Annotated in this window: 20 protein-coding genes, 1 tRNA gene and 1 other RNA gene; 9 read left to right on the forward strand and 13 right to left on the reverse strand. The window is 43.1% G+C overall.

Features of this window, described 5'->3' with window-relative positions:
* Positions 1 to 60: 60 nt before the first annotated feature.
* The 3 genes from GY843_RS06660 to GY843_RS06670 all read right to left on the reverse strand — a co-directional run bounded on the left by GY843_RS06660 (position 61) and on the right by GY843_RS06670 (position 3,298).
* Complete coding sequence (locus tag GY843_RS06660) at positions 61 to 1,860, reverse strand: ATP-binding protein (RefSeq protein WP_297307792.1); 1,800 nt, start codon at positions 1,858 to 1,860, stop codon at positions 61 to 63.
* A gap of 340 nt (positions 1,861 to 2,200) precedes the next feature.
* Complete coding sequence (locus GY843_RS06665; protein ID WP_297307794.1) at positions 2,201 to 2,926, reverse strand: ABC transporter substrate-binding protein; 726 nt, start codon at positions 2,924 to 2,926, stop codon at positions 2,201 to 2,203.
* A 251-nt stretch (positions 2,927 to 3,177) separates the two neighbouring features.
* Positions 3,178 to 3,298: non-coding RNA, RtT sRNA (locus tag GY843_RS06670), on the reverse strand.
* A 214-nt stretch (positions 3,299 to 3,512) separates the two neighbouring features.
* Here GY843_RS06670 and GY843_RS06675 point away from each other — a divergent pair.
* From GY843_RS06675 to GY843_RS06695, 5 genes are all read left to right on the forward strand, one after another.
* Entirely contained in the window at positions 3,513 to 4,718 is a 1,206-nt protein-coding gene (locus tag GY843_RS06675) for an integrase arm-type DNA-binding domain-containing protein (protein WP_297307796.1), read from the forward strand.
* Positions 4,708 to 5,427: a hypothetical protein gene (locus tag GY843_RS06680; protein WP_297307798.1), complete on the forward strand. Its 720-nt coding sequence runs from the start codon at positions 4,708 to 4,710 to the stop codon at positions 5,425 to 5,427. The genes GY843_RS06675 and GY843_RS06680 overlap by 11 nt, the downstream gene beginning before the upstream one ends.
* 166 nt (positions 5,428 to 5,593) lie before the next feature.
* Complete coding sequence (locus GY843_RS06685; RefSeq protein ID WP_297307800.1) at positions 5,594 to 5,791, forward strand: AlpA family transcriptional regulator; 198 nt, start codon at positions 5,594 to 5,596, stop codon at positions 5,789 to 5,791.
* Positions 5,788 to 6,078 (forward strand): helix-turn-helix domain-containing protein, encoded by a 291-nt coding sequence (locus tag GY843_RS06690; protein ID WP_297307802.1) that lies wholly within the window; start codon positions 5,788 to 5,790, stop codon positions 6,076 to 6,078. The genes GY843_RS06685 and GY843_RS06690 overlap by 4 nt, the downstream gene beginning before the upstream one ends.
* Positions 6,078 to 7,115 (forward strand): AAA family ATPase, encoded by a 1,038-nt coding sequence (locus tag GY843_RS06695; RefSeq protein WP_297307804.1) that lies wholly within the window; start codon positions 6,078 to 6,080, stop codon positions 7,113 to 7,115. The genes GY843_RS06690 and GY843_RS06695 overlap by 1 nt, the downstream gene beginning before the upstream one ends.
* Before the next feature lie 244 nt (positions 7,116 to 7,359).
* Here GY843_RS06695 and GY843_RS06700 read toward each other — a convergent pair whose 3' ends face one another.
* The 4 genes from GY843_RS06700 to GY843_RS06715 form a co-directional block, all read right to left on the reverse strand.
* Entirely contained in the window at positions 7,360 to 7,632 is a 273-nt protein-coding gene (locus GY843_RS06700) for a hypothetical protein (protein ID WP_297307806.1), read from the reverse strand.
* Between the two features lie 186 nt (positions 7,633 to 7,818).
* Positions 7,819 to 8,505 carry a macro domain-containing protein gene (locus tag GY843_RS06705; RefSeq protein ID WP_297307808.1) on the reverse strand — a complete coding sequence of 229 codons (687 nt, stop codon included), beginning with the start codon at positions 8,503 to 8,505 and terminating at the stop codon, positions 7,819 to 7,821.
* 14 nt (positions 8,506 to 8,519) lie between these two features.
* Positions 8,520 to 9,908 carry a DUF4433 domain-containing protein gene (locus tag GY843_RS06710; protein ID WP_297307810.1) on the reverse strand — a complete coding sequence of 463 codons (1,389 nt, stop codon included), beginning with the start codon at positions 9,906 to 9,908 and terminating at the stop codon, positions 8,520 to 8,522.
* An 81-nt stretch (positions 9,909 to 9,989) separates the two neighbouring features.
* A complete protein-coding gene (locus GY843_RS06715) occupies positions 9,990 to 10,490 on the reverse strand; it encodes a hypothetical protein (protein ID WP_297307812.1) in 501 nt (166 codons plus the stop codon).
* Positions 10,491 to 11,010: 520 nt separating this feature from the next.
* Between GY843_RS06715 and GY843_RS06720 the strand changes: the two genes are divergently transcribed.
* Positions 11,011 to 11,301: a hypothetical protein gene (locus GY843_RS06720; RefSeq protein WP_297307814.1), complete on the forward strand. Its 291-nt coding sequence runs from the start codon at positions 11,011 to 11,013 to the stop codon at positions 11,299 to 11,301.
* 57 nt (positions 11,302 to 11,358) lie between these two features.
* Here the strand turns inward: GY843_RS06720 and GY843_RS06725 are convergent, their stop codons facing one another.
* Positions 11,359 to 11,595, reverse strand: a complete 237-nt coding sequence (locus tag GY843_RS06725; RefSeq protein ID WP_297307816.1) for a hypothetical protein — start codon at positions 11,593 to 11,595, stop codon at positions 11,359 to 11,361.
* A gap of 116 nt (positions 11,596 to 11,711) precedes the next feature.
* On the opposite strand from GY843_RS06725, the gene GY843_RS06730 reads away from it, so the two are divergent.
* On the forward strand, positions 11,712 to 12,533 hold the full coding sequence (locus GY843_RS06730; RefSeq protein ID WP_297307818.1) for a hypothetical protein: 822 nt from the start codon (positions 11,712 to 11,714) through the stop codon (positions 12,531 to 12,533).
* A gap of 218 nt (positions 12,534 to 12,751) precedes the next feature.
* Here GY843_RS06730 and GY843_RS06735 read toward each other — a convergent pair whose 3' ends face one another.
* The 3 genes from GY843_RS06735 to GY843_RS06745 all read right to left on the reverse strand — a co-directional run bounded on the left by GY843_RS06735 (position 12,752) and on the right by GY843_RS06745 (position 14,373).
* Positions 12,752 to 13,204: a RadC family protein gene (locus GY843_RS06735; protein ID WP_297307820.1), complete on the reverse strand. Its 453-nt coding sequence runs from the start codon at positions 13,202 to 13,204 to the stop codon at positions 12,752 to 12,754.
* A gap of 779 nt (positions 13,205 to 13,983) precedes the next feature.
* Positions 13,984 to 14,060: transfer RNA gene (locus tag GY843_RS06740), tRNA-Arg, on the reverse strand.
* Between the two features lie 67 nt (positions 14,061 to 14,127).
* Positions 14,128 to 14,373 carry a hypothetical protein gene (locus GY843_RS06745; RefSeq protein ID WP_297307822.1) on the reverse strand — a complete coding sequence of 82 codons (246 nt, stop codon included), beginning with the start codon at positions 14,371 to 14,373 and terminating at the stop codon, positions 14,128 to 14,130.
* A 328-nt stretch (positions 14,374 to 14,701) separates the two neighbouring features.
* Between GY843_RS06745 and GY843_RS06750 the strand changes: the two genes are divergently transcribed.
* Positions 14,702 to 15,124 (forward strand): c-type cytochrome, encoded by a 423-nt coding sequence (locus GY843_RS06750; RefSeq protein WP_297307824.1) that lies wholly within the window; start codon positions 14,702 to 14,704, stop codon positions 15,122 to 15,124.
* Between the two features lie 62 nt (positions 15,125 to 15,186).
* Here GY843_RS06750 and rep read toward each other — a convergent pair whose 3' ends face one another.
* Complete coding sequence (gene rep, locus GY843_RS06755; RefSeq protein ID WP_297307826.1) at positions 15,187 to 17,196, reverse strand: DNA helicase Rep; 2,010 nt, start codon at positions 17,194 to 17,196, stop codon at positions 15,187 to 15,189.
* Between the two features lie 256 nt (positions 17,197 to 17,452).
* On the opposite strand from rep, the gene GY843_RS06760 reads away from it, so the two are divergent.
* On the forward strand, positions 17,453 to 19,168 hold the full coding sequence (locus GY843_RS06760) for a GGDEF domain-containing response regulator (protein WP_297307828.1): 1,716 nt from the start codon (positions 17,453 to 17,455) through the stop codon (positions 19,166 to 19,168).
* Here GY843_RS06760 and GY843_RS06765 read toward each other — a convergent pair.
* Complete coding sequence (locus tag GY843_RS06765) at positions 19,161 to 20,672, reverse strand: YifB family Mg chelatase-like AAA ATPase (RefSeq protein ID WP_297307830.1); 1,512 nt, start codon at positions 20,670 to 20,672, stop codon at positions 19,161 to 19,163. The genes GY843_RS06760 and GY843_RS06765 overlap by 8 nt on opposite strands.
* Between the last annotated feature and the right edge of the window lie 153 nt (positions 20,673 to 20,825).

Here is a 20,825-nt window from a genome sequence, read left to right on the forward strand (position 1 = left end):
TCTGCAAGCTCAGCAGGAAAGGCTAGCAATAACAAGAGGTTAGAGATATAAAAAATCAAACTATGTAAAGTATTTACTTAAACATTCCCATATCTGGGATGGATCAATTGGTTTGGTTATATAGTCATCCATTCCTGCACCCAAAGCCTTCTCCTTATCACCTTTCATCGCATGAGCAGTCATAGCGATAATTGGTATACGGTCATCACTCTCTTTAGAACGAATAATTTTTGTTGCCTCATATCCATCTAATACAGGCATCTGGCAGTCCATCAGCACCGCATCAAAATGGCCCGTGCTCAAGAACTCAATTGCTTCCTGACCATGATTAGCGATAACCACATCGATCTTCTGCTGTTTCAGAATCCCTTCCGCAACCTGCTGATTAATTTCATTATCTTCAACAAGTAAAACTTTTTTACCGTGTAAAGCCTGATAAAGAGAATCCGCTTCAGATTTCTTATCAGTCAATTCCTCCTGACCATGCTCCCTGGCAATTAGAAAATCTAAAGTAAAAGCAAATGAACTTCCGACATCTGGCTGGCTTTCTACGCTCAGACGTCCTCCCATTAAAGAAACCAGATTTTGAGTAATAGTGAGCCCTAGCCCAGTCCCCCCGTATTTCCGGGTTGTAGAAACATCCGCTTGAGTGAAAGGCTGAAACAGCATATCCAGTTGGTTTTCTGAGATACCGATACCTTCATCTTCAACCAAGAAAGTGACAGATGCGTGCCTATCTGTCTTTGTTGCATCGTTTTCTACGATCCTGATAGTCACATGAGAACCGGTAGAGCTAAACTTTATTGCATTGCCAACCAAATTAGTGAGCACCTGCCCCAATCTGACCGGGTCCCCTATAAAGTTTTCTTTATGCACTAACTTCACTTTCACTCGAAGTGAGATGTTCTTTTCCTCCGCTGCAGGTTTTGTATATTGAATAACCTGATTCAACACAGCCCTCAGGTTGAAAGGGACACTTTCAAGCTCCAGCTTATCTGCTTCAACCTTTGAGAAATCAAGAATATCGTTAAGAATTGCCAATAACGATTTAGCAGATGTATGCGCCTTACCAACCATATTCTTCTGCTCACTGCTAAGGTCTGACTGCATAACCAGATGAGTCATTCCTATGATCCCATTCATAGGCGTTCTTAATTCATGACTCATATTTGCGAGAAAGGCACCTTTAGCTTCATTTGCAGCCTCAGCAGCCTCATTAGCAGCAATCAACATCACCTCATTTTCAGCAAGCTTTTTTTCACGGACTTCAGCCTGTAACCGCAAGAGAATGTTCTGTTTGATATTATTGTGAAGTAGCTTCCCCGCACTTATCAGAGCCCCTATATATAAAAGAACCAGAGCCCCCATCATCAAGCCGGCTGTAGAGTCAGATAAAAATAAGCGTACTGAAAGCGGTAATAAGGCCAAACAAAGGAATGTTATATATGCCTTTTTATTGCTAGAAAGAGTTGTTAGTCCTCCTGCGGTAATACCCGCAAGAACAAAAATGACTAACATCTGGTGGGCAGCTGATTCCTCAGGAAAAAGAACCCAGGCGGCAGCGCCCCAAACCACGCCAGAGCCACCAGCTCCCCATATGAATCTTTTTTCCCAGTTAACCTCTCTATTATCTGAAGTTCTCGTATAGCTTTTGTAATCCAGGAGCCTTATCAAGGTCACCAACAACCATATACTGAGCCAAGTGGTTATTACACTGAACGGTAAAAGGCCCCAGGAGAAAAACACTAAAACAGCAGCATTGACCATCGCGACTGTTTGCGACATAGGCAGAGCCTTGTATAGGAGATGGAGTTGCTCCTGCTTTATGTCATTTAAAAAGCTCTGATCAGGGTTGTTCATTATTACCTGCTAGCTGAGTCCATAATGAAGAGTATCATCGAGTAATTAACAACTCAGTTAAGGTATAAGTCAAGATTGGTACTGTATGAACCGAGCATATTGTAGACCGTTTGCCCGGAGACGGATCTACAAACATAAAGCCCCTCAACTCCGGCACTGTGACTATAGAGTGACCATCCGTTGCATAGGCTCCGCAAACGGTTCTTGGGTGCATCTTTGGTTCAGATGGATGAGTTAGCAATCACTGAATAGGAACAATGAGATAGGGAGATGCAAAAAGTGGCGCCAAGGGTTTCTGCTTGAAAGCGCAAACATCAGACTAGACGAGTGCCTTGCTTATTCACTCTTGGTGAAAAGCTCTCATATATGCACTCCTGAAATCCTCAACTAGCTCAGTAGAGGTGCCTTTGCTAAACGCCAAATATATGGGTTTGGAAACTTCCTCCAGCTTTAATACTGGGATCAAAGTATCACTAGGTAACCCCAGCTCCTTTAAATCGTGTAGCAAAGACCTTTTGTCTCCCAAAATCAGATCCAAACGCCCGCGCATTAGTAACTTAATTGCGGAGGCCTGACTAGTTAGCGGAAAAAGGTTATACCCTTTACTGGAGAGATACTTACCCTTAGCATCACGCTCAATGACTCCGGTAATATACATCTTACCCTCATCAAGGGACGACACTGTAACTTCGACATTTCCCTTTTTCTTAAAAAGAAACGTTTCAACCTCTCCAATTTTGCCAATCCAGTGGAATTTATCTTCTCGCTCTGGAGTTCTAAGCAAAGAAAAGATCAGTATATTAGGCCGATGTAATGAGCGATTGTATACATGCTTCCACTTTACAATCCCTATTTTCGGATTGTAATCCAACTGCTCAAAAACCTTTTTCACCTGTGAAATTGAATAACCAACCGGCTCATTATTTTCTAGGTAACTGTAGGGTTTAAAATGCGATGTTAACACTTCTACCTGAGGGTACTTTGACTCTGCAGAAGCCAATCCCGGCAGTATAAAGGTGTAAAGTAATCCAAGTGCAAGAATCCAAGAGCAAAGTACTTCCTTCACGACATTATGTCCTTTTTCAATCCATATAAAACTCTCCGAAACGATAGAGATAATAACACATCCCCCTCCGACACTGTGAACAGCGTAGTCACCGATGAATAAGCCCCGCAAACGGTTCTTGGGTGCGTCTTTGGCTCAGATGGATGGGTTAGCAATAACTGAATAGAAACGAAATAGAAAGGATTTGAGCTTTTCCTAGTAGCTGATAAAGCAGCGTTCTCGCCACTAGAAGCCGCAGGCGTCCTAGTCGCTGTTTTAAAAAGGGATGATTCGGCTTCACCTCACCCTTCGGGCCGTCGCTACGCTCCGTTGTCTCGCTTCGCTCGGCTCGAACCCCAGTCGGGGGTCTCACCCTCCGTTCAAGATATGTGTGAATATCTCATTATCGCAACGGGGATGAAGTAAAAATACGGCATGAAAAAGTGGCGCGCCTGGAGAAAGTCAAACCCACTTCCAGCACCATCCAATAAAGACCATATCTTATTGTTTTATATTGATTTATAAATAATAGCGTCCTGAGAAGTCTTGCCATACCCTGTGCATTTTAGGGTATCATATAGGGTATCGGACAGTGTAGGACAATCAGATGAAACGCTCTCTCACAGACACAAAAATTAAAAACCTAAAGCCCAAGGACAGGGCTTACAAAACAGCTGATGGCGGTGGCTTGTATGTTCATACGACCAGCAAGGGAAGCAAGTCTTTTCGCTATGACTACAAGTTCAATGAGAAGTACGCCACACTGACTTTTGGTCAATACCCTACCATGACCCTAGCTGAAGCCAGAAAGCTCCATGAAGAGGCTAGAAACCTTGTTCTCAGCGGCTCTGACCCTCGAGACAAAGCAAAAGAACAAGAGCTACTAACAAAACCATTTAGCTACTACGCTCAAGAGATGCTGAACAGCCAGGACCTCAGACCTTCCACAGCAGTTAAGAAACTGGCCAAAATGAAGAGGCACCTTTTCACCCCGCTAGATAAGAAGACCGTGGATACCATCACAGCAGTAGACTTACTAAACCTTCTCAAACCAATAGCAGATGCAGGAAAAAGAGAAACTGCCAAAGACCTAGCCACTTATTGTCGTCAAACATTCAACTACCTACTGGCCTTACAGCTAATTCAGAACAACCCTGCGGCAACAATTGCCGAACTTCTACCGAAGCCGAAGAAATCAGCAAACTTTGCTCATATAACGGACCCAATCCAATATGGCGCACTACTAAAAAGCATCGATGCCTATCAAGGCGATTACTCCGTTAAGAAAGCACTACAGTTCGCCTCACTAACTATGCTGAGGCCTTACAACATTCGTTTTTTACGATGGGAATATATAGACCTCAATGAACGGTTAGCTACCATTCCAGATGATGAAATGAAGATGGATCGTCCGCACAAAGTCCCTCTGTCTACACAAGCACTTTCCATACTTGATCAGATGCGGTCACTGACAGGGAATGGCGAACTAGTTTTCTTGTCTTCTTGCGGGCAGCGAACCGGTAAGGCTATGAGCGAAAACACCCTGAACCAGGCAATCATCAAGATAAAAGACAAAGACACTGGCGAAGCCCTTGGACGAGGCGTGATGACTTCTCACGGTTTCAGGCATACTGCTTCTACCCTGTTAAATGAACTAGGTTACAATGCTGATGCAATAGAATTACAGCTCGCACACGCCTCTAAAGACCGTATAAGGGCCACATACAATAAAGCTGAACTCATGCCTGAGAGAACAAAAATGATGCAGGAGTGGGCTGACTACTTGGATGGATTAAAAAGCAATGGCCAATGAAAGAATCTCGTTTTTTGACCTAGTTCCTTTCTCGGATGCAGAAAAGCACATTAAATCTCCTGCGCAGCTTAAAAAAATTTTTATCGAAGGTATAAGAAAAAACATGCTTTTTTATGCCGCCAATCAAACTGATAAATATGTACACATGATTCGCTGGGGATATGAAGAAGTGGATGAACCTCCTCAAGAAAGAAGATTTCATGAGAAAGAACAAAAAATGGTTTTTACCAGAGGGCAGATGCTCTCGATTTCCAATGTAGATCAGTTCGACAAGCTCTTCAAAGGTGTGTTGAACGAAATTGACCTCTTTAAAGACATAGAAGGTTTTGATGAATTGATTGAATATCAGCAAACCGACTGCCTATATCAGATACATGCAGATAGTAAGTTACTTACCGCTCCATCTGATTTTAAGGGCATTGGCTTAAGCCATGTTTTTATTCGAGAATCAGATCTGGAGCGTATTGATCAGTTCCTAAAGCCTGACCCAGCAGCCAAAGAGACCAAGCAGGACCAAAGAGAGAAGGCATTGATCGAATGGTTAAAAGACAAAGACCCCTTAGTGGTTAGAAACACGAAAAAAAAAGATGTGTGGAAAGAACTACAAAAATTTGACGGAAGGGTGTTCAACGCCGGGAGAGATACATTTTTCAAGAAACAGCAGATTATTAACTTCCAAAGTGGTCGAAAAGCCAAGCAGCAACATTAATCAAGTTGGCTACAAGTCCCTCCACAACTAGGTTTTAATGTGGTCAAAATCTCAGGTAAAACTTTGACTAGTTTGACCAGTTTTTTCTATTCGGTGTCATCTGTAAATTCCTCCGCCGAGCGTAAGCAATCCCGTTTACGCCATCAAACTGTTGAAGGAATTCCTGATGACAATATTTGTAAAATTGCCTCAAGTCATGGCACAAACTGGCTTATCAAAATCACACCTTTACGCACTTGCGCAAAAAGGTGAGTTTCCCAAACAAGTAAAACTTTCTGCGCGTTCCAGCGCATGGGTTGAATCTGAAGTTGCTGAATGGATTGAAAGTCGCATTGCTTCTCGTGATGGAGGGATCATGCAATGAAACTATTCAAAGTACTTAAAAACAAACAGCCTTTAAGTCCACTGTTGAAGAAATACACTCAAGCTGACCTTGTTCTAGCTCTTCTTCAGCAAAAAGGAACTGTAACAACTGAAGAGCTAAAAAAGCTAGGAATCGATGCACCAGGTGCGGTTATAAGCAAACTGCGAACTGATGGCTTCGACATTGAAACCAAGCTCGTAAAAGCCAAACGGAAAAATGGGCTAGTTCGCAGAAGGATTGCGGAGTACTCGTTGGCTGAATATAGCTCAAGTAAAGGGGGCATCTGATGAGTAGCTTAAATACACATGCAATACAGTCTTCGTTCGAGTTGCCTGAATACAAGTTCGTACCGCTCTCAAATGTATTTAAACAGTCGGTAGAAACCAACTGGCTAATAGAGGACTACATTCCGAAACCGTCAGTAGGAATGCTCTACGGACCCTCTGGAACAGGCAAATCACACATTGCTCTTCACATGGCTGCCTGTATTGCTAACGGAATACAGTGGTGCAGTAAAACCACTGAACAAGGCGTTGTCTTGGTGATGGCTGGTGAAGGTCATGGAGGTTTAACCAAAAGGTTAAAGTCCATCGAAAAGCACCATGAGATAGAGATCAACCAGGGAAATATTTTCTTTTCAGAGAGAGCTATCGGAGTGGACACTGAAGACGGTTTCAAGGATCTGATGAATGCAATTGAAGCCCTAGATGAGAAGCCCGATTTGATCATCATTGACACGCTTTCAAGGCATTTAATGAAGAGCAGTGAAAATAGCAATGAGGACATGGCCTACTTCATCAACAAGCTTGAGCAGATTAAACAAGCGTATGACACATCAATAATGATTGTGCATCACACAGGTAAAAACCAAAAAAGCGGTTCAAGAGGAGCATCCTCAATAAGAGCCAACATTGATTTTAGCCTGGTGCTTAAACCCTTTGAATTTAACAAAGTAAGACTGAGCGAGCTTTTTATTGAGAAGCAAAAAGATGCGGATGACAGAATCCCAGAATTAAGTTTCAGAGTAACCCCTGTCGAACTTGATGAGGAAGACAAAAATGGCAAAAAGATCAAAGGAGCATGTGTGGCTCAAGTTGGCTTTATGTCAAAAACCAAGTCTGAAGAATACGAGGAAATCGCAGTGGAATGCTTTGAGAGTGAAAAACCTCAATGGCAAAAGAACTTTGTTGAAGCTGTTGACGATGGCGATCTGTCGCTGGCGTCGAAAAAACGAAAGTTTCGAGACACTGTTAACAGGCTTGTGGAAAACGGAATTGTTAAGGAGGTTGAACCAAAAATATTCGCTCTTACTAGCTCACAGTAAAAAAGCGGACGGATGGGGCTCCCCCTGGGTTTTCTCCATCCATCCGCTCCCTTGGCGTTACTTTCATAAGCTAAACGGTGCCTTTACAAGTTCAATTTCAAATTGTGCTTGTTCAGGCATCTAGCAAGCGAAGCGCGGTAGCTGTACTTATGGGGATGTATGAGAACTAGAGGAAGGGTTGGTGTACTTACCCCCCCCTAATTCTGATGTCAGGCTGCCAATATTGCTAAAGGAACATTTCTTGTCAGAATGGTATCCGAAGAGAATCGTAACGGAACCATACCTCCTCTACACCGGTACGTCCTACACAATTACGAGATCTTGCAGCATAGAAGTGGCGTAGCTTGTCTGTTACCAATGGCACATCACCACGCCAGATCGCATCAAACCAGTTGCCATACTGCGTTATCAGCTGAATTTCCTTAGCTGAAAATTTATCTTTAGGTACAAAGGCATCGAATTCATGAGGAGTGGCGCAATATTGCTGCCGCAACATTTCTATATCCGGTGAGTTCATTTCGAACGTTCCTGGTTTTCACTGTGTATGTAGTTCTTATGAAGAATACTACGGTTATGTGAGTTGCTAGTCATCAGATATCTCCAAAACATTGAAGTATCTCAATAGGAAATCGCTGTTTATGTATATTTATAAATCCAGTAAGCGGAGTACTGATATTTTAAATATCAGATTTAGAATATAGAACTAGAACAAACTTTTTTGGGAAGAATCGATAGTATCAGCGATTGCAAACCGAAATAGTTTCTCTAACGTGACTATTCCAACCCCTTTAATGTGAGCTAATTGATTTAATTGACATATGTCCTCACGATCAAGTGACTGCATTACTATATGTATATAGTTTTTCCTCACACCGGTAACTGATGAAATATATGTCTCATCGTTAGATAACATCCAGCTCTTTAGCTTATCGTATAAGTCATCACTTGCTTTTGGGTCATATCTGTATATTTCTACTTTCAAATCAAGATCGCTCAAATATTCAGTCATTATATCTAAACTAACTTCTTGATCTATACCGCCTTTATCTGCCCCTAATAAAGGAAAGGCTATAGAATGAATGTCTTTAGATTCATAAGTTTGGCAAAACTTATCAAGCCCAGCTCTTAGGTATGAAACAGAGGATGGCTTTTTCCAATCCTTTTTTGTGGGGACATTTAGTATCCAAGGAGTTGAAGACTTATATAACCATAGATTCCCTATATCAATTTTATGTTGATTACATAGTTCAACATAGCGCCCATACATGTCTGGATAACGTAAACGACACTCTAGAGCAATACCTGCACCCATTACTCCAACACAATTGACAGTATTGACAATTACTTGGCACTTCGTTGTAAAGATATTTCCTTTGATGATCTCTATCATTTTATTTAAATAGCCTAGAAGTATAATTCTTTATTGATCTCAACATCTATTGCATTATCAATATCTTTAATGAATAAGTATGTTTCTTTATCAAAGCAATATATCTTTTCTATATGCTCAATGCCTACTTTTTTTTCAACTAAAACTTCGGCCATGCGATCACTTTTACCGTTTTCAAAGTCAGCCCAAGAACTAGCATGCAAGCAATCCCAGTTTAATTTATCGAGATCCGATAGATCTTTGTAAAAATGGGTTTTATCTTTAGCCGCATTACCGTCGGTAAAAACAACTCCTTTTCTTGTTAGTAGATTACGATTGAAGGCTAAAATCAAAATGTCGTTTTGCCGATGTTTGTTAACATAAAGCATTGGATTCTTAGGGTTAAAATAAAATGGCACATAGGAATGAATACTTCTATTAAAAATAGGTTCAGATTTAGACCGCAATTTATTAACAGCAGCATTATCTATATTATTTACAACAAATCTATTACCATGCGCACGCAAGCCATTACGCAATATATTCTGAAAGTTTGAATAATGAGTAATATGGTATACATAGTCAATATCAAAGTCGTCTAGCAATAGTTCATCGTCAAGGCTCCCACTTTCTAATTCCCAATCGCCGACGTAAGAACTAACAGACCCGAATGCATCATTATTTTTTTCAACCTCTAATTCATCATCAGAGAACTCATCCCACTTCCATATTTCACGATGAAAGCTTTGATTAGTATCTTGGGGATCACAATCATCGGAGGCTGGATACATGACTGAACTTGAATTATTTAAAGCGTTAAGAACCATTCCTCTAAATATAGACTCTAAATAATTTCTCTCTAAAGCTTGCAAATGCAACACTGCTTCAATTTTATTCTTCTCAGCCTGCTCGGCAATTAAATCACGACCTACCCACTTGGCTTTGGCTTCTTTAACTTCTTGAGTAGGTGAAGGATGCAACAAGCATGTAATCAAATACCCCCAAAAATCTTCGGTATTATCTATTGAATATGCCTTTCCAGTCGAATTATTCTTAAGTATCGTCCGAATTCCATCAAATATTAAAAACGAATCCTTCCAGCAAAAGATATCACCATCAATAGAGATCCCTTCTTGAGAAATAGTGTAGGCACCAATAATTATCCTGCTATGGTTATTAATAGCAGATATTATGAGGTTAACCCTTTTACGTGACCATTCAAATACAAAGTCTTGTGCAGAAATGTAATCGCTCACATCTAAGGTTTGGTAGCAATATTTCCCTTTCCCAGTCTCAAAAAAAATATTATATACATTGCCAGACTCACAGCCACCAACTACAAACGAAGTTAAACAGGTAATAGCATCACAATTGAAGCGATTAAGCTCATGGACGCTTTCAATTAAATTAAAATTCAATTCCATTTAATTTTAATCCGATATAGTTTATTTAGTTATAGAATCTGAAAGCTTATTGTAAAATGTTTTTTAAATTTATGTAAATCATCACCCTTGCTGAGAAGCTATGTTGGCCACCATGTTCATGATGGTGTCTGCTGAGTGGAAAATCCCCATTGACTTGTTATCAACCACTTGCCCACCAATTACAGCTCCTACAGCGCTTTGTATTCTTTCCTTGGTAAACCAAGTCGAATATTCGATCAGAAAATCGATTGACGCCGCAGCCGTTGCTTCTTGGAAGTCATAGCTCGCATTAGTCCTATGTTGAAACGCTTGAAAAACTTCTTGCTGATAACCAATTTCCTCGGCATTAAAGTGTCCTTGCAAGTAAAGAAAAGCTGCAATGGTTCGCCTAGTATATGCATAAGTCATTTCCGCGAAAGTATCCCCTGTAAAGGAATCTGTATCTAAATCATTCCATATAGTTACAAAAACATCATCTCCTCGATATTTATTACAGTTTTTGATATAGATCTTTAGAGGAGTTTCGTTGTTCTTTTCTTCTTTACTAAATATATCAAACAGCATAATCAGTTCCTTTTTCAAATCATGATCTTTGGGTTAAATAATATATATTTATCAAGACAAAGCGCGCTTTAAAAATAACATTAAGCCTTTTTATATTTATAGTGGTTATCAGCTAGCAGTTGATGACAGAGGCGATGCTGCTATCATTGTTGCTAGAAATTTAATTTATCTTATTCCTTTAATGGCATTGTAAAATTAACTTTCATGAACCTAGCATAAAAATACATGACATTCTTTAGGAAATATTCTTATTTTTTTGTGCCTTAGGGCTGCAAATCAATTCTACTAGCATCAAGAAAAGAACACTGCCGATGCAAGCATTTACACATAAGGTAAATTATGCGGCGATAGTGAACGACTGCTTGCAGTTGCGCATAATTCCTACCTTATGTTGAATGCAGATTCTCAGTCCATGAACCAGATGTCATTGTGCAGGCATCTAGCAAGTGAAGCGCGGTAGCTATACTTATCAGAGCGCATCTGACCAAGGAGCAACATTGATTCATTTATTGAGACTTCGAAACTAGGCCCTATAGCAGTGTCCCTCCGTGTAATTGAACACTTCAGGAATCATAGTGAGCATGGGGATCTTGCCAAGAGCACTGAAGAAGTTGCGCTGGTGTTACAGAGCCAGCAGATTGATAAGTTAGAAGTGCCGGCAGGCATTGCACAGCGTACGGCTGAGAAGGGAGATAGTCACCTAGGTATAGAGTTCTGGGTTCACCCTAATAGCTCTACGGTGTTTTTAGTCGTCCCTTATGACGACTACAGGCAGGTTGATGGCGTAATCAAGCAGCGCAAGGACGGCTTTGTATTAGGCGATTCTTAGCCGTTATGCTCATTCACTTTACAAATGATCTTGTTGTTAGATATCGAACCTCGATTACTATTGTACAGAATCAGCGTAAGGCTTCAGCATATCTATCATCGTATCTCGAACATCTGCAGCACGCTTTGCTGCAACTTTGCAGTATAAATACATTCGGCTTTTTCGTTCTGCTGAGGTGACCAAGGCGCCTGTCCCTTTCTTGCCTAAGACTGTATCCACTTCCCAATTACCAAAGCGAGATCGTCTATGAACAATCTCTGGTAGGTTCTCGATAGTTACCGTATCGTATATCACCGATACGCTTGCTTACTTAGATGTAGAAATAACAAATAAGCGCCATGTAATATGGCTCTTGGTGCTACTTTAGGAAGAGAGCGAGACACTCAATCACATTTTTAGAGGGATATTGAATGGGAATGTTTGATTTTTTAAAAAGAAGCAGCGACTCGGAGCAGCTATGGAAAAAAACGCTAATTAGGGACTTGGTATTCCTCAGCGCTGTTGATGGTGAAATGGATGAGGGCGAAGTAAAAATTATTTTTAAAATAGCAGTAGACGAGCTTGATTTAACACCAGATCAAGTCAGGCAGCTGCTGGAGAATTTGGCGGAAGTCGGCAATGTCTACCCGCAAGACATAAAAACCAAGCAGCAGTATTTAATCGCTTTGTGTCGATTAGCCTATGAGGATGGTGTGTTGCATGATAACGAAGTCGAACTAATGCGCGAGGTAGGCAGGCGCATGCAGCTTCCTGACGGTTTTGTTGACTCCTACCTGGAAAAGATAGCATCACTGATAAACTCGGAAGTTGACGAAGACGATGAGTCTATAAATAGAATTATTATCACTTCACCAATGCAGAAATCGACTGATGTTCACGATGAAAAAGGTATCGAGAATTATGTAACCCGACTATCTAAGCTATCAGCGATCGATTTATGTACCGAGCTATCCAATGTGCTTTCTGCAAAACACAATCTCACTTCAATGCCCGCCTCAATTATTAGTTTTAGCGAAACACAAGCGGTAGTGACAGACTTAGTCGATAAGGCGACGTTAATTTGCTTTTTGGTGATTGGTCAAAAAGAAATTTTAGAATACTGTAATGACGACCTGAGAGACTTCAATAGACTTGTTGAGGACATTGATAATCGAGTGGCAAGCAGGGATCTAACACCTGCCACTCATGGCCGTGAATTATTGAATGAATTGGCTAGTGCGATAAACTCATAAAATGAAATGCTCACGTCAATAGAAACCAGACCTAATCTGACAAGGAGTCTAGAAAAACAGCTAGGGAACCTTCGATTAAGTTTTTAATGAAGAAGCTCTGTAGGTCGGATGGTTTGGGAGTGGCCTTCTAGATTATTGGCCTTATTCGCGCTTTACCTAGGTAACAGACTGCCCAGAAAAAAATAGCCAGGCCTTACGGCTTGGCTAATATAGATTGCTTACAACCAACCACGTTCAGCAAGAGAGCATGACTCTCCTGGTGAAACGATAAAGTGATCTAGCACCCTAACATCAAAGATCTGTAATGCCTCTTTAATGTTGGTCGTTATGCTCTGATCTGCACTACTAGGTTCAGCTATACCGCTGGGGTGATTGTGAGCCAGTATGACAGCTGCTGCATTGAACTCTAAGGCCTTTCTGGCTATGACTCTGATATGGACATGTGATGCGTTTACAGTACCCCTGAACAGCCTCTCAAAGCTTATCAGGCGATGCTTGTTAGTAAGGAACATTACACCGAACCATTCGTCTGGTTCAGCCGCTAGTTTTAATGTCAGGTAGTTCTGAACTTCCTTCGGTGAGTCCATAACGTCACTGCTTGTTAGGGTCTGCTGTATTGCTGATAAAGCTACGTTGATAGCTTCCTGTTCGTACTCTGAATATTTAATCATTGCTGGGTTCTCCAATGGTTTTTCCAGCACAACAGGACAGACCTCCTACCAGCACTCCTCTTAAAAGAAAAACACCGGGGGGCATGTCAGCACCAATCAATGCGCTTAGTAAGTATTACCTCTTCAATAAATGCAGATAGTTTCGCTTATAGCGAAGTCTGTACGTTGCTGTACGTTTACAGGAAGGTGCATGTAGAAGTTATATGTATAGGATTAATGCTTGGACTGAAGGGGAGCTAGGGGCACATAGATTGATGGGAATTTTTTAAACTCTTAACGCGCAAGAAGTGCGCATCGAAAGTGTGTTGCAGAAGGCCTGAACAGTCCAAGGCTTGAAGGGGAGCTAGTGGGTAATGGTCAGACATTATTCCTTGGCTTGTGAAACCTTAGCCTTACCCTCACTAGCTCAAATAACAGCCTAAACATAACTGCCTGGACAATGAGCTTCCAACTCTAAAAACGTTCCATTTTTCCTATAAGAAAATAAACAATGGAAGATTAAGCATTGGAACTTTTCATCTCGTTACTGAACGCTGGAGAAGTAGCGGAGTTAGCGAAGCGACACGGAGCTACGCCACTCCATTAGCGTTCGGGATAAGAGATGATGACACTCCGTGAGGAGTGGCAGTCAGATACCCCGCAAGAAACAACACAGGAACTTTCCCACAAAGTCCGATAGAGAACCACGAAAGCCTTTTACATTTAGGGTATTTTTTAGGGTATCAAATTATCAGAAAATACTGATTATCTTTAATTATCAATGAGTTAACGTAAAAAAATGGCGCGCCTGGAGGGATTCGAACCCCCGACCAACAGGATCGGAACCTGCTACTCTATCCAGCTGAGCTACAGGCGCACTCAAGAAGTGTTTGCGGGGCGTATTCTACCGGGGAGGTTTGAGTTCGCCAAGCTTTATTACACTTTCATGCTGCGCCATGTGCGGAAGCATCAGTCTGATATAGATCTTTGATCTCTTCTTCCAGATTACCCTGAAGTAATACCTCCCAATGCTCCTCATCTTCTGTATATGAAAGGAACGAATGGCAGTTACAACACCTGTAAATTCGTTGATTAGGAATAGTACTGAGCAGTGTCAGTTTAGAATCTTCACCCGGTTCCCCACTTAGAGTGTGGCAAACGCATTTTGCATACATTCCGTTGCTGGTCATTAGAATTCACTCTTATAATTATTATAGACCTTAGTCTTAATTCGTTTTTACTCCTTTCACTGACTAAAAGCCAACCTTTATTTTATTTTTTGTCTCAATTCATAATTTTTTATAGGGATTAGACGAATTTATGTCTCAAATCAGAAGTTTCTAGCCCCTGCGGACCAAAGCCCCATTTCAGTTGTGATTATTTACCGCTATAATCCGCAGCCGGTGAAACTTTGAGCAGTCGTGTCTGAATATCCGCCCCTGAGCACCTCTTAAGGCCGGGCATCCTGACAGGCCGCGCTGCCCATATTAAAATTTATGGTATTGAGAGGTCGTGACTGTGAAAAAAATCACTTCAGCACTAGCTGCTCTAGGTCTGGGTCTTGCACTAAGTGCATCTGTTCAGGCTACTTCTAACGATGAAGCTGTAGTTGAGCGTATTAAAGCTGTTGGTTCTGTATGTATTGAAGGCGATGACAGCTGTGGTGGCGCTGCTGCTCCAGCGGCTGCAGCAGGTGGTGCTGCACGTACGCCAGAAGAAGTTTACAACACTAAGTGTGCTGCTTGTCACGCTACAGGCGCTGCAGGCGCTCCTAAGTACGGCACTCCAGACTGGGCTGACCGTGGTTCGAAAGGCATGGACACTCTGCTGTCTAACGCGATCAATGGTATCGGTGGCATGCCACCACGTGGTCTGTGTATGGACTGTTCAGACGATGACCTGAAAGGCGCTATTCAGCACATGCTGGACGGCTCTAAGTAAGAGTATCGTTTATAAAAAAGGCCGCTATATGCGGCCTTTTTTAATGCTTCATCTTTAGGAGCTTAATCAAATAGGTTCTTCAAACTATCCAGTGTTGCTTTACCACGTTTCTGGTTCTGCACCTGACACTTCTCCCCAGCCCCTTCGATCTCCAGATCTTCTGGCGGCAGTTCATCAAGAAAACGACTCGGCATACAGTCCATCACTTCACCATACTGTTTGCGCTGTTTTGCTAGCGTAATAGTCAGGCACTGTTTCGCACGTGTAATCCCTACGTAGGCTAGACGGCGTTCCTCTTCAATATTGTCTGTTTCGATACTGTTACGGTGCGGAAGCAGCTCCTCTTCCATCCCCATCAGGAACACATGGGGGAACTCCAAACCTTTTGACGCGTGAAGTGTCATGAGCTGAACACGGTTGGAGTCATCCTCTTCCTCTTGCTGATCCAGCATATCCAACAGGATCAGACGATTAATCGCCTCCTGAATACCCGCATCCGGATCATCCTCTTGCAGGCGCTCCAAAGTGGATTTTAGTGAATCGATGAGGAACCAGACATTCTGCATTCGTTTCTCTGCCATCGCCTCGCTGGAGCTGTTCTGTGCTATCCAACCTTCGTAATCGATATCACGAATCATCTCGTTAATGGCAGAGATAGGATCGCCCGTATGGCATTGACGATTGATATGCTGCATCCAGTTACAGAAACGGCGTAATCTCTCCAACGCATTGGCGGGCATCACCTGTTCCAGACCTAATTCGTCGCAGGCTTCAAACATGCTGATCTGACGCTCTACCGAATACTGCCCCAGCTTTTGCAGGGTGCTAGGGCCTATCTCACGACGGGGCAGGTTGATAATACGCAGGAAGGCATTGTCATCATCCGGATTTACCAGCACCTTGAGATAACTCATTAGGTCTTTAATTTCGGCACGGGCGAAGAATGAAGTGCCACCATTTAACTTATACGGCACCTGGTAATGCTGGAGTTTCATCTCCAATAGACGTGCCTGAAAATTGCCACGGTAGAGGATCGCCATATCCTTAAACTGGACTCGGTGATTCAAATGCAATGTGGTAATTTCCATAGCAATACGTTCGCATTCACCATCTTCATTTTTAGTGTGAATAACCCTGATTGGGTCACCCATACCCATCTCACTCCATAAGGTTTTCTCATAGACGTGAGGGTTGTTCGCGATAAGCGTATTAGCCGCTTTAAGAATGCGACTGGTAGAACGATAGTTTTGCTCCAGTTTCACCACTTTCAGGCTCGGGTGATCCTTCTCAAGCTGTACTAGGTTTTCCGGACGAGCGCCACGCCAGGCATAGATCGACTGATCATCGTCACCTACAACAGTCAACGCCCCTCGCATACCAACCAGTTGAGAAACCAGCTTATATTGCGACAGGTTGGTATCCTGATACTCATCCACGAGCAGGTAACGTAGGCGATTCTGCCAACGCTCCAGAATATGTGGATGTTCCTCAAAAAGACGCACGGGGATCAGAATAAGGTCATCAAAATCAACAGCGTTATAAGCTCTCAAATGCTGCTCATAAACTTCATAGGCTCTTGCTGCCAGAATATCCTGCGGTAACTGTGCTGTTGCTAAAGCCTGTTCAGGCGTAAGCATCTCGTTTTTCCAGTTGGAGATATAGTTCAGCACCATATCCACCTGATCAGTTTCTTCCCCATGCTGCAACATCAGGTCTTTCAATAGTGCCTTACTGTCCTGATCATCGAAGATCGAGAACCCCGGCTTAAAGCCCAAAGTTTTATATTCTCGGCGGATGATGGTTAAACCCAAGTTATGGAAAGTCGCTACGGTTAGTCCCTTGGCATCCCCTCCCTGCAATAAAGAGGTCACACGCTCCTTCATCTCACGTGATGCTTTATTGGTGAAGGTAACCGCAGCAATATTACGCGCAGAGATACCGCATCGGTTGATCAGATACGCTATCTTTTGAGTAATAACACTTGTCTTACCTGAACCTGCCCCTGCCAACACAAGAAGCGGCCCACTTATATATTCCACCGCCTCTTTCTGGCGGGGATTTAACCGGGACATTGAAAAAACCTTAATAAACTCTGAATAAAGGCTAAAGCTTTTTGCATTCAAGCCGAGATATAGTAGACCTGACAGCTAGAAATGGACATCAAAAAGCCACATAACTCATTGAAAAACAAAGATTCAAACAGCCGTTTAAATCGATTTTCAGGAGTGTTACCCTGCATAAGGTACTTGCAGGGGTAATTATGACATGAATGGATTTCTTACGGAGCACTTTGCCAAAGATTAAGTGCGAAAACTGAGATAAAGAAGTATGCGCTCAGCGCTTGGACAGAAAGCCAATACCACCAAACAGGTGCTGCTGATTGAAGAAATTGGCAACAATCTGAAACGGATAGAGCCCCTACTTGCTCCTATGGAGCAATACCAGCTCACCGTGTGCAAAAATCACACTGAGGCGATGCAGATCATGTACGCTTCTGGTGCTGATATCGTATTGCTTTGCTGCAGCTCTAGCCCTCTGCCCTGCCAGGGCATGATAGCCGACCTTATTCAGTGTCATCCCGATCTGCCTATTATTGCTATCGGCGAAAATATCAGCCCGGAACATGGTGAAAGACTGATTCAGGCCAATGCTACCGATTATCTATCTACAGACACCTTAACCAGCGATTCACTGTTACGCTGTCTCCGCTATGCGGAAAGCACCCAACAGAAAAATAGTGAAATTGATCAGCTCCTGCATCGAGACCCTTTAACTACTGTCGGGAATCGACAATTTTTCTATCGAGCTCTATTGCAAAAACTGACACAACTTCCTCATGTACCACGCCAACTGGCGCTCATCACTATAGATCTGGATGAATTCCGTAAGTTTAATACCCGATTTGGGGTATCCAGTGGGGATCAGATTGTTCAGGATATGTGCCAACGCATACAGAACAGCGCACGAGCTGATGAGGTTATCGCACGGCTTGGCAGCGATGAATTTGCCTTAATTCTGGACTGCAGTCCGGAAGAAGATCTGGATATCGCAGTTAATGCACATATAAATCGCCTTATCAGCGTTTTGAAAGACCCCTACATTCACGGCAATGAAAGCTCGGTACTAAACTGCAGTATTGGTGTTGCGTTAGCGCCAGAACATGGCATTCAACTTGATGAGTTAACCCGCAAAGCGACTATCGCTCGTTTCTCTGCAAAACAGGTTCATGGCTGCAGCTATTCCATCTTCCGTTCCAGCATGGAGGAGGAAATAAACAACCAACCCGATCTTGCTGCTGATCTAATGAACGCACTTCGTGGTGAACAGTTTACTCTGCATTATCAGCCCCGCATCGATCTCCATTCCGGCCGGATTGTAGGAGCAGAAGCATTAATCCGCTGGAATCATCCAAGCCGTGGCCTAATAATGCCTAGCGACTTCATTCCAACCAGTGAGAAGAGCGGGCTTATCGTCCCTATAGGTTACTGGGTCATCCATCAGGCGGGGCTACACCTACAAACAATCAAAACGCTCGGACTGCATATTGACCGCCTTGGTGTGAATCTTTCTTTCCGTCAATTTAGAGACGACCATCTGGTCAGTACAATTCGCAGGATCATCACTCAGAATCAGATCGACACCTCGGTATTGGAATTTGAACTCACAGAGTCGGCTATCTTTAACGATGAAGAGCATGTTCGTGAATGCTTGGATGCACTTTCAGAAGATGGTATCACCTTCTCACTAGATGACTTTGGTACCGGCTACTCCTCTTTCGCACTGCTACACAAGCTGCCTATAAGCGCTCTAAAAATTGACCGTTCATTTGTCAGCCATGTAAATGATTCTAACGAAGCAGCCGAGATTGTCCGCTCCATCATCAGCCTGGCGCAGAACATGAAAATGAAGGTCATCGCTGAAGGCGTGGAAACCCGTGAACAGTTGGATTTTCTGATTAACCATCAATGTGACCAGATTCAAGGCTATTACTACAGCCCTCCAGTTAGCTTCGAAGATTTCATACGCATGCTAAGCACTAATTAAACGAATTCCGAGCTGACACACGATAACTTAACGCCTCAAACAGATGCCGTTGTTCGACCATTTCATCTCCAGCTAAATCGGCAATAGTCCGAGCAACCCGCAACACCCGATGATAAGCCCGCGCTGATAGCTGCAGTTTCTCTAACGCTTGCGCCAGCATCTCTCTATCTGAATCACTTACCTGGCAACACTGTTCCAGCTGTTTTCCTACCAGCAACTGGTTAGGTAGCCCTTGCCTTCGCAACTGACGATGACGGCATGCCACGACCCTGTCACGTACTGAACCACTGCCTTCCTCTTCTGATGAATGCGACATCAGCTCCTGTTGCGACAAAGCCTGTACCGACAACTGCAGATCAATACGATCTAACAATGGCCCGGAGACACGAGACTGATAACGTCGAACTTGATCAGGTGTGCAACGGCAACGATCAGTTCCATCCGCAAAATAACCGCAGGGACAAGGGTTCATTGCAGTGACCAACTGAAACTGAGCAGGAAAAGTTGTTTGCCTTGCTGCCCGCGAGATAAGAATCTCACCAGACTCCATAGGCTCACGTAACACCTCAAGAACCTTGCGACTGAATTCGGGTAATTCATCAAGAAACAGAACACCTTGATGCGCTAAAGAGATCTCTCCGGGTTTAGGATTTCCACCTCCACCTACCAATGCTACGGAAGACGCTGTGTGGTGAGGAGCACGGAAAGGCCTGATCTGCGGTAACGAATCACCGTTCACTTGAGAAATAGAATGAATGACGGCCACTTCCAGAGTTTCATCCTCGGTCATCTCCGGAAGCAATCCGGGCAGACGGTTAGCCAACATACTTTTACCGCTTCCCGGAGGACCGACAAGTAATAAATTATGTGCACCAGCCGCAGCGATCTCTAAGGCACGCTTAGCTTGAGCCTGTCCCTTAACATCCTGCATATCAGGATATTGCTGTGTTATCTCAACCCTCTGCTTTTTACCAACCTGAACAGGTATCAACTCGGTATTGGTAAGATGAGCACACAACTGCAGTAGATGGGAAACGGGAAGAACCTCCAAGCCGTTAGCTAGCAATGCATCATCCTGATTCTGCTTTGGCAGAAAAAGCTTCCGGTCTGCCGAACGACATGCCAATGCAACCGGCAAAACACCTGTAATGGAGCGCAACTCACCAGACAGCGCCAATTCACCGATAAACTCAACATTGGATAGCGTATCTACAGGTATCTGGCCAGTCGCAGCAAGGATCGCAATAGCAATCGCCAGATCATAACGCCCGCCCTCTTTTGGCAGGTCTGCCGGGGCCAGATTAACGGTAATACGACGCTGGGGAAAATCGAATCCAGAGTTGATCAGGGCACTACGTACCCGCTCCCTGCTCTCTTTAACAGCAGTTTCCGGTAAACCAACAATGGCAAAACTAGGTAGCCCACCTGACAGGTGGACCTCAACAGTAACCAGCGGCGCATCAATCCCTACCTGCGCCCGGGTATAGGTAATAGCAAGTGACATAAGCTTCCTTCCATGGAGCTATTTTTCTTAGGGCCTGTAAACACTAATTTCATCGTCCCTGCTGGAGGCCATTTTTGTTCTCAACAAGGCAGCATGAGCGTAGTTTAGTTATTCTAAATAAGCGAATAATAACGAAGTTGAGGGCATAAATGG

The organism is Neptuniibacter sp. (assembly GCF_024231755.1).
Lineage (GTDB): Bacteria > Pseudomonadota > Gammaproteobacteria > Pseudomonadales > Balneatricaceae > Neptuniibacter.

Coding starts and splice junctions, on each gene's coding strand:
- GY843_RS06685 (WP_297307800.1), top strand. CDS start 5,594: ATGACAATATTTGTAAAATTGCCTCAAGTCATGGCACAAACTGGCTTA.
- GY843_RS06680 (WP_297307798.1), top strand. CDS start 4,708: ATGGCCAATGAAAGAATCTCGTTTTTTGACCTAGTTCCTTTCTCGGAT.
- GY843_RS06760 (WP_297307828.1), top strand. CDS start 17,453: ATGCGCTCAGCGCTTGGACAGAAAGCCAATACCACCAAACAGGTGCTG.
- GY843_RS06735 (WP_297307820.1), bottom strand. CDS start 13,204: ATGATTAAATATTCAGAGTACGAACAGGAAGCTATCAACGTAGCTTTA.
- rep (WP_297307826.1), bottom strand. CDS start 17,196: ATGTCCCGGTTAAATCCCCGCCAGAAAGAGGCGGTGGAATATATAAGT.
- GY843_RS06695 (WP_297307804.1), top strand. CDS start 6,078: ATGAGTAGCTTAAATACACATGCAATACAGTCTTCGTTCGAGTTGCCT.
- GY843_RS06690 (WP_297307802.1), top strand. CDS start 5,788: ATGAAACTATTCAAAGTACTTAAAAACAAACAGCCTTTAAGTCCACTG.
- GY843_RS06730 (WP_297307818.1), top strand. CDS start 11,712: ATGGGAATGTTTGATTTTTTAAAAAGAAGCAGCGACTCGGAGCAGCTA.
- GY843_RS06675 (WP_297307796.1), top strand. CDS start 3,513: ATGAAACGCTCTCTCACAGACACAAAAATTAAAAACCTAAAGCCCAAG.
- GY843_RS06660 (WP_297307792.1), bottom strand. CDS start 1,860: ATGAACAACCCTGATCAGAGCTTTTTAAATGACATAAAGCAGGAGCAA.
- GY843_RS06705 (WP_297307808.1), bottom strand. CDS start 8,505: ATGATAGAGATCATCAAAGGAAATATCTTTACAACGAAGTGCCAAGTA.
- GY843_RS06700 (WP_297307806.1), bottom strand. CDS start 7,632: ATGAACTCACCGGATATAGAAATGTTGCGGCAGCAATATTGCGCCACT.
- GY843_RS06765 (WP_297307830.1), bottom strand. CDS start 20,672: ATGTCACTTGCTATTACCTATACCCGGGCGCAGGTAGGGATTGATGCG.
- GY843_RS06745 (WP_297307822.1), bottom strand. CDS start 14,373: ATGACCAGCAACGGAATGTATGCAAAATGCGTTTGCCACACTCTAAGT.
- GY843_RS06710 (WP_297307810.1), bottom strand. CDS start 9,908: ATGGAATTGAATTTTAATTTAATTGAAAGCGTCCATGAGCTTAATCGC.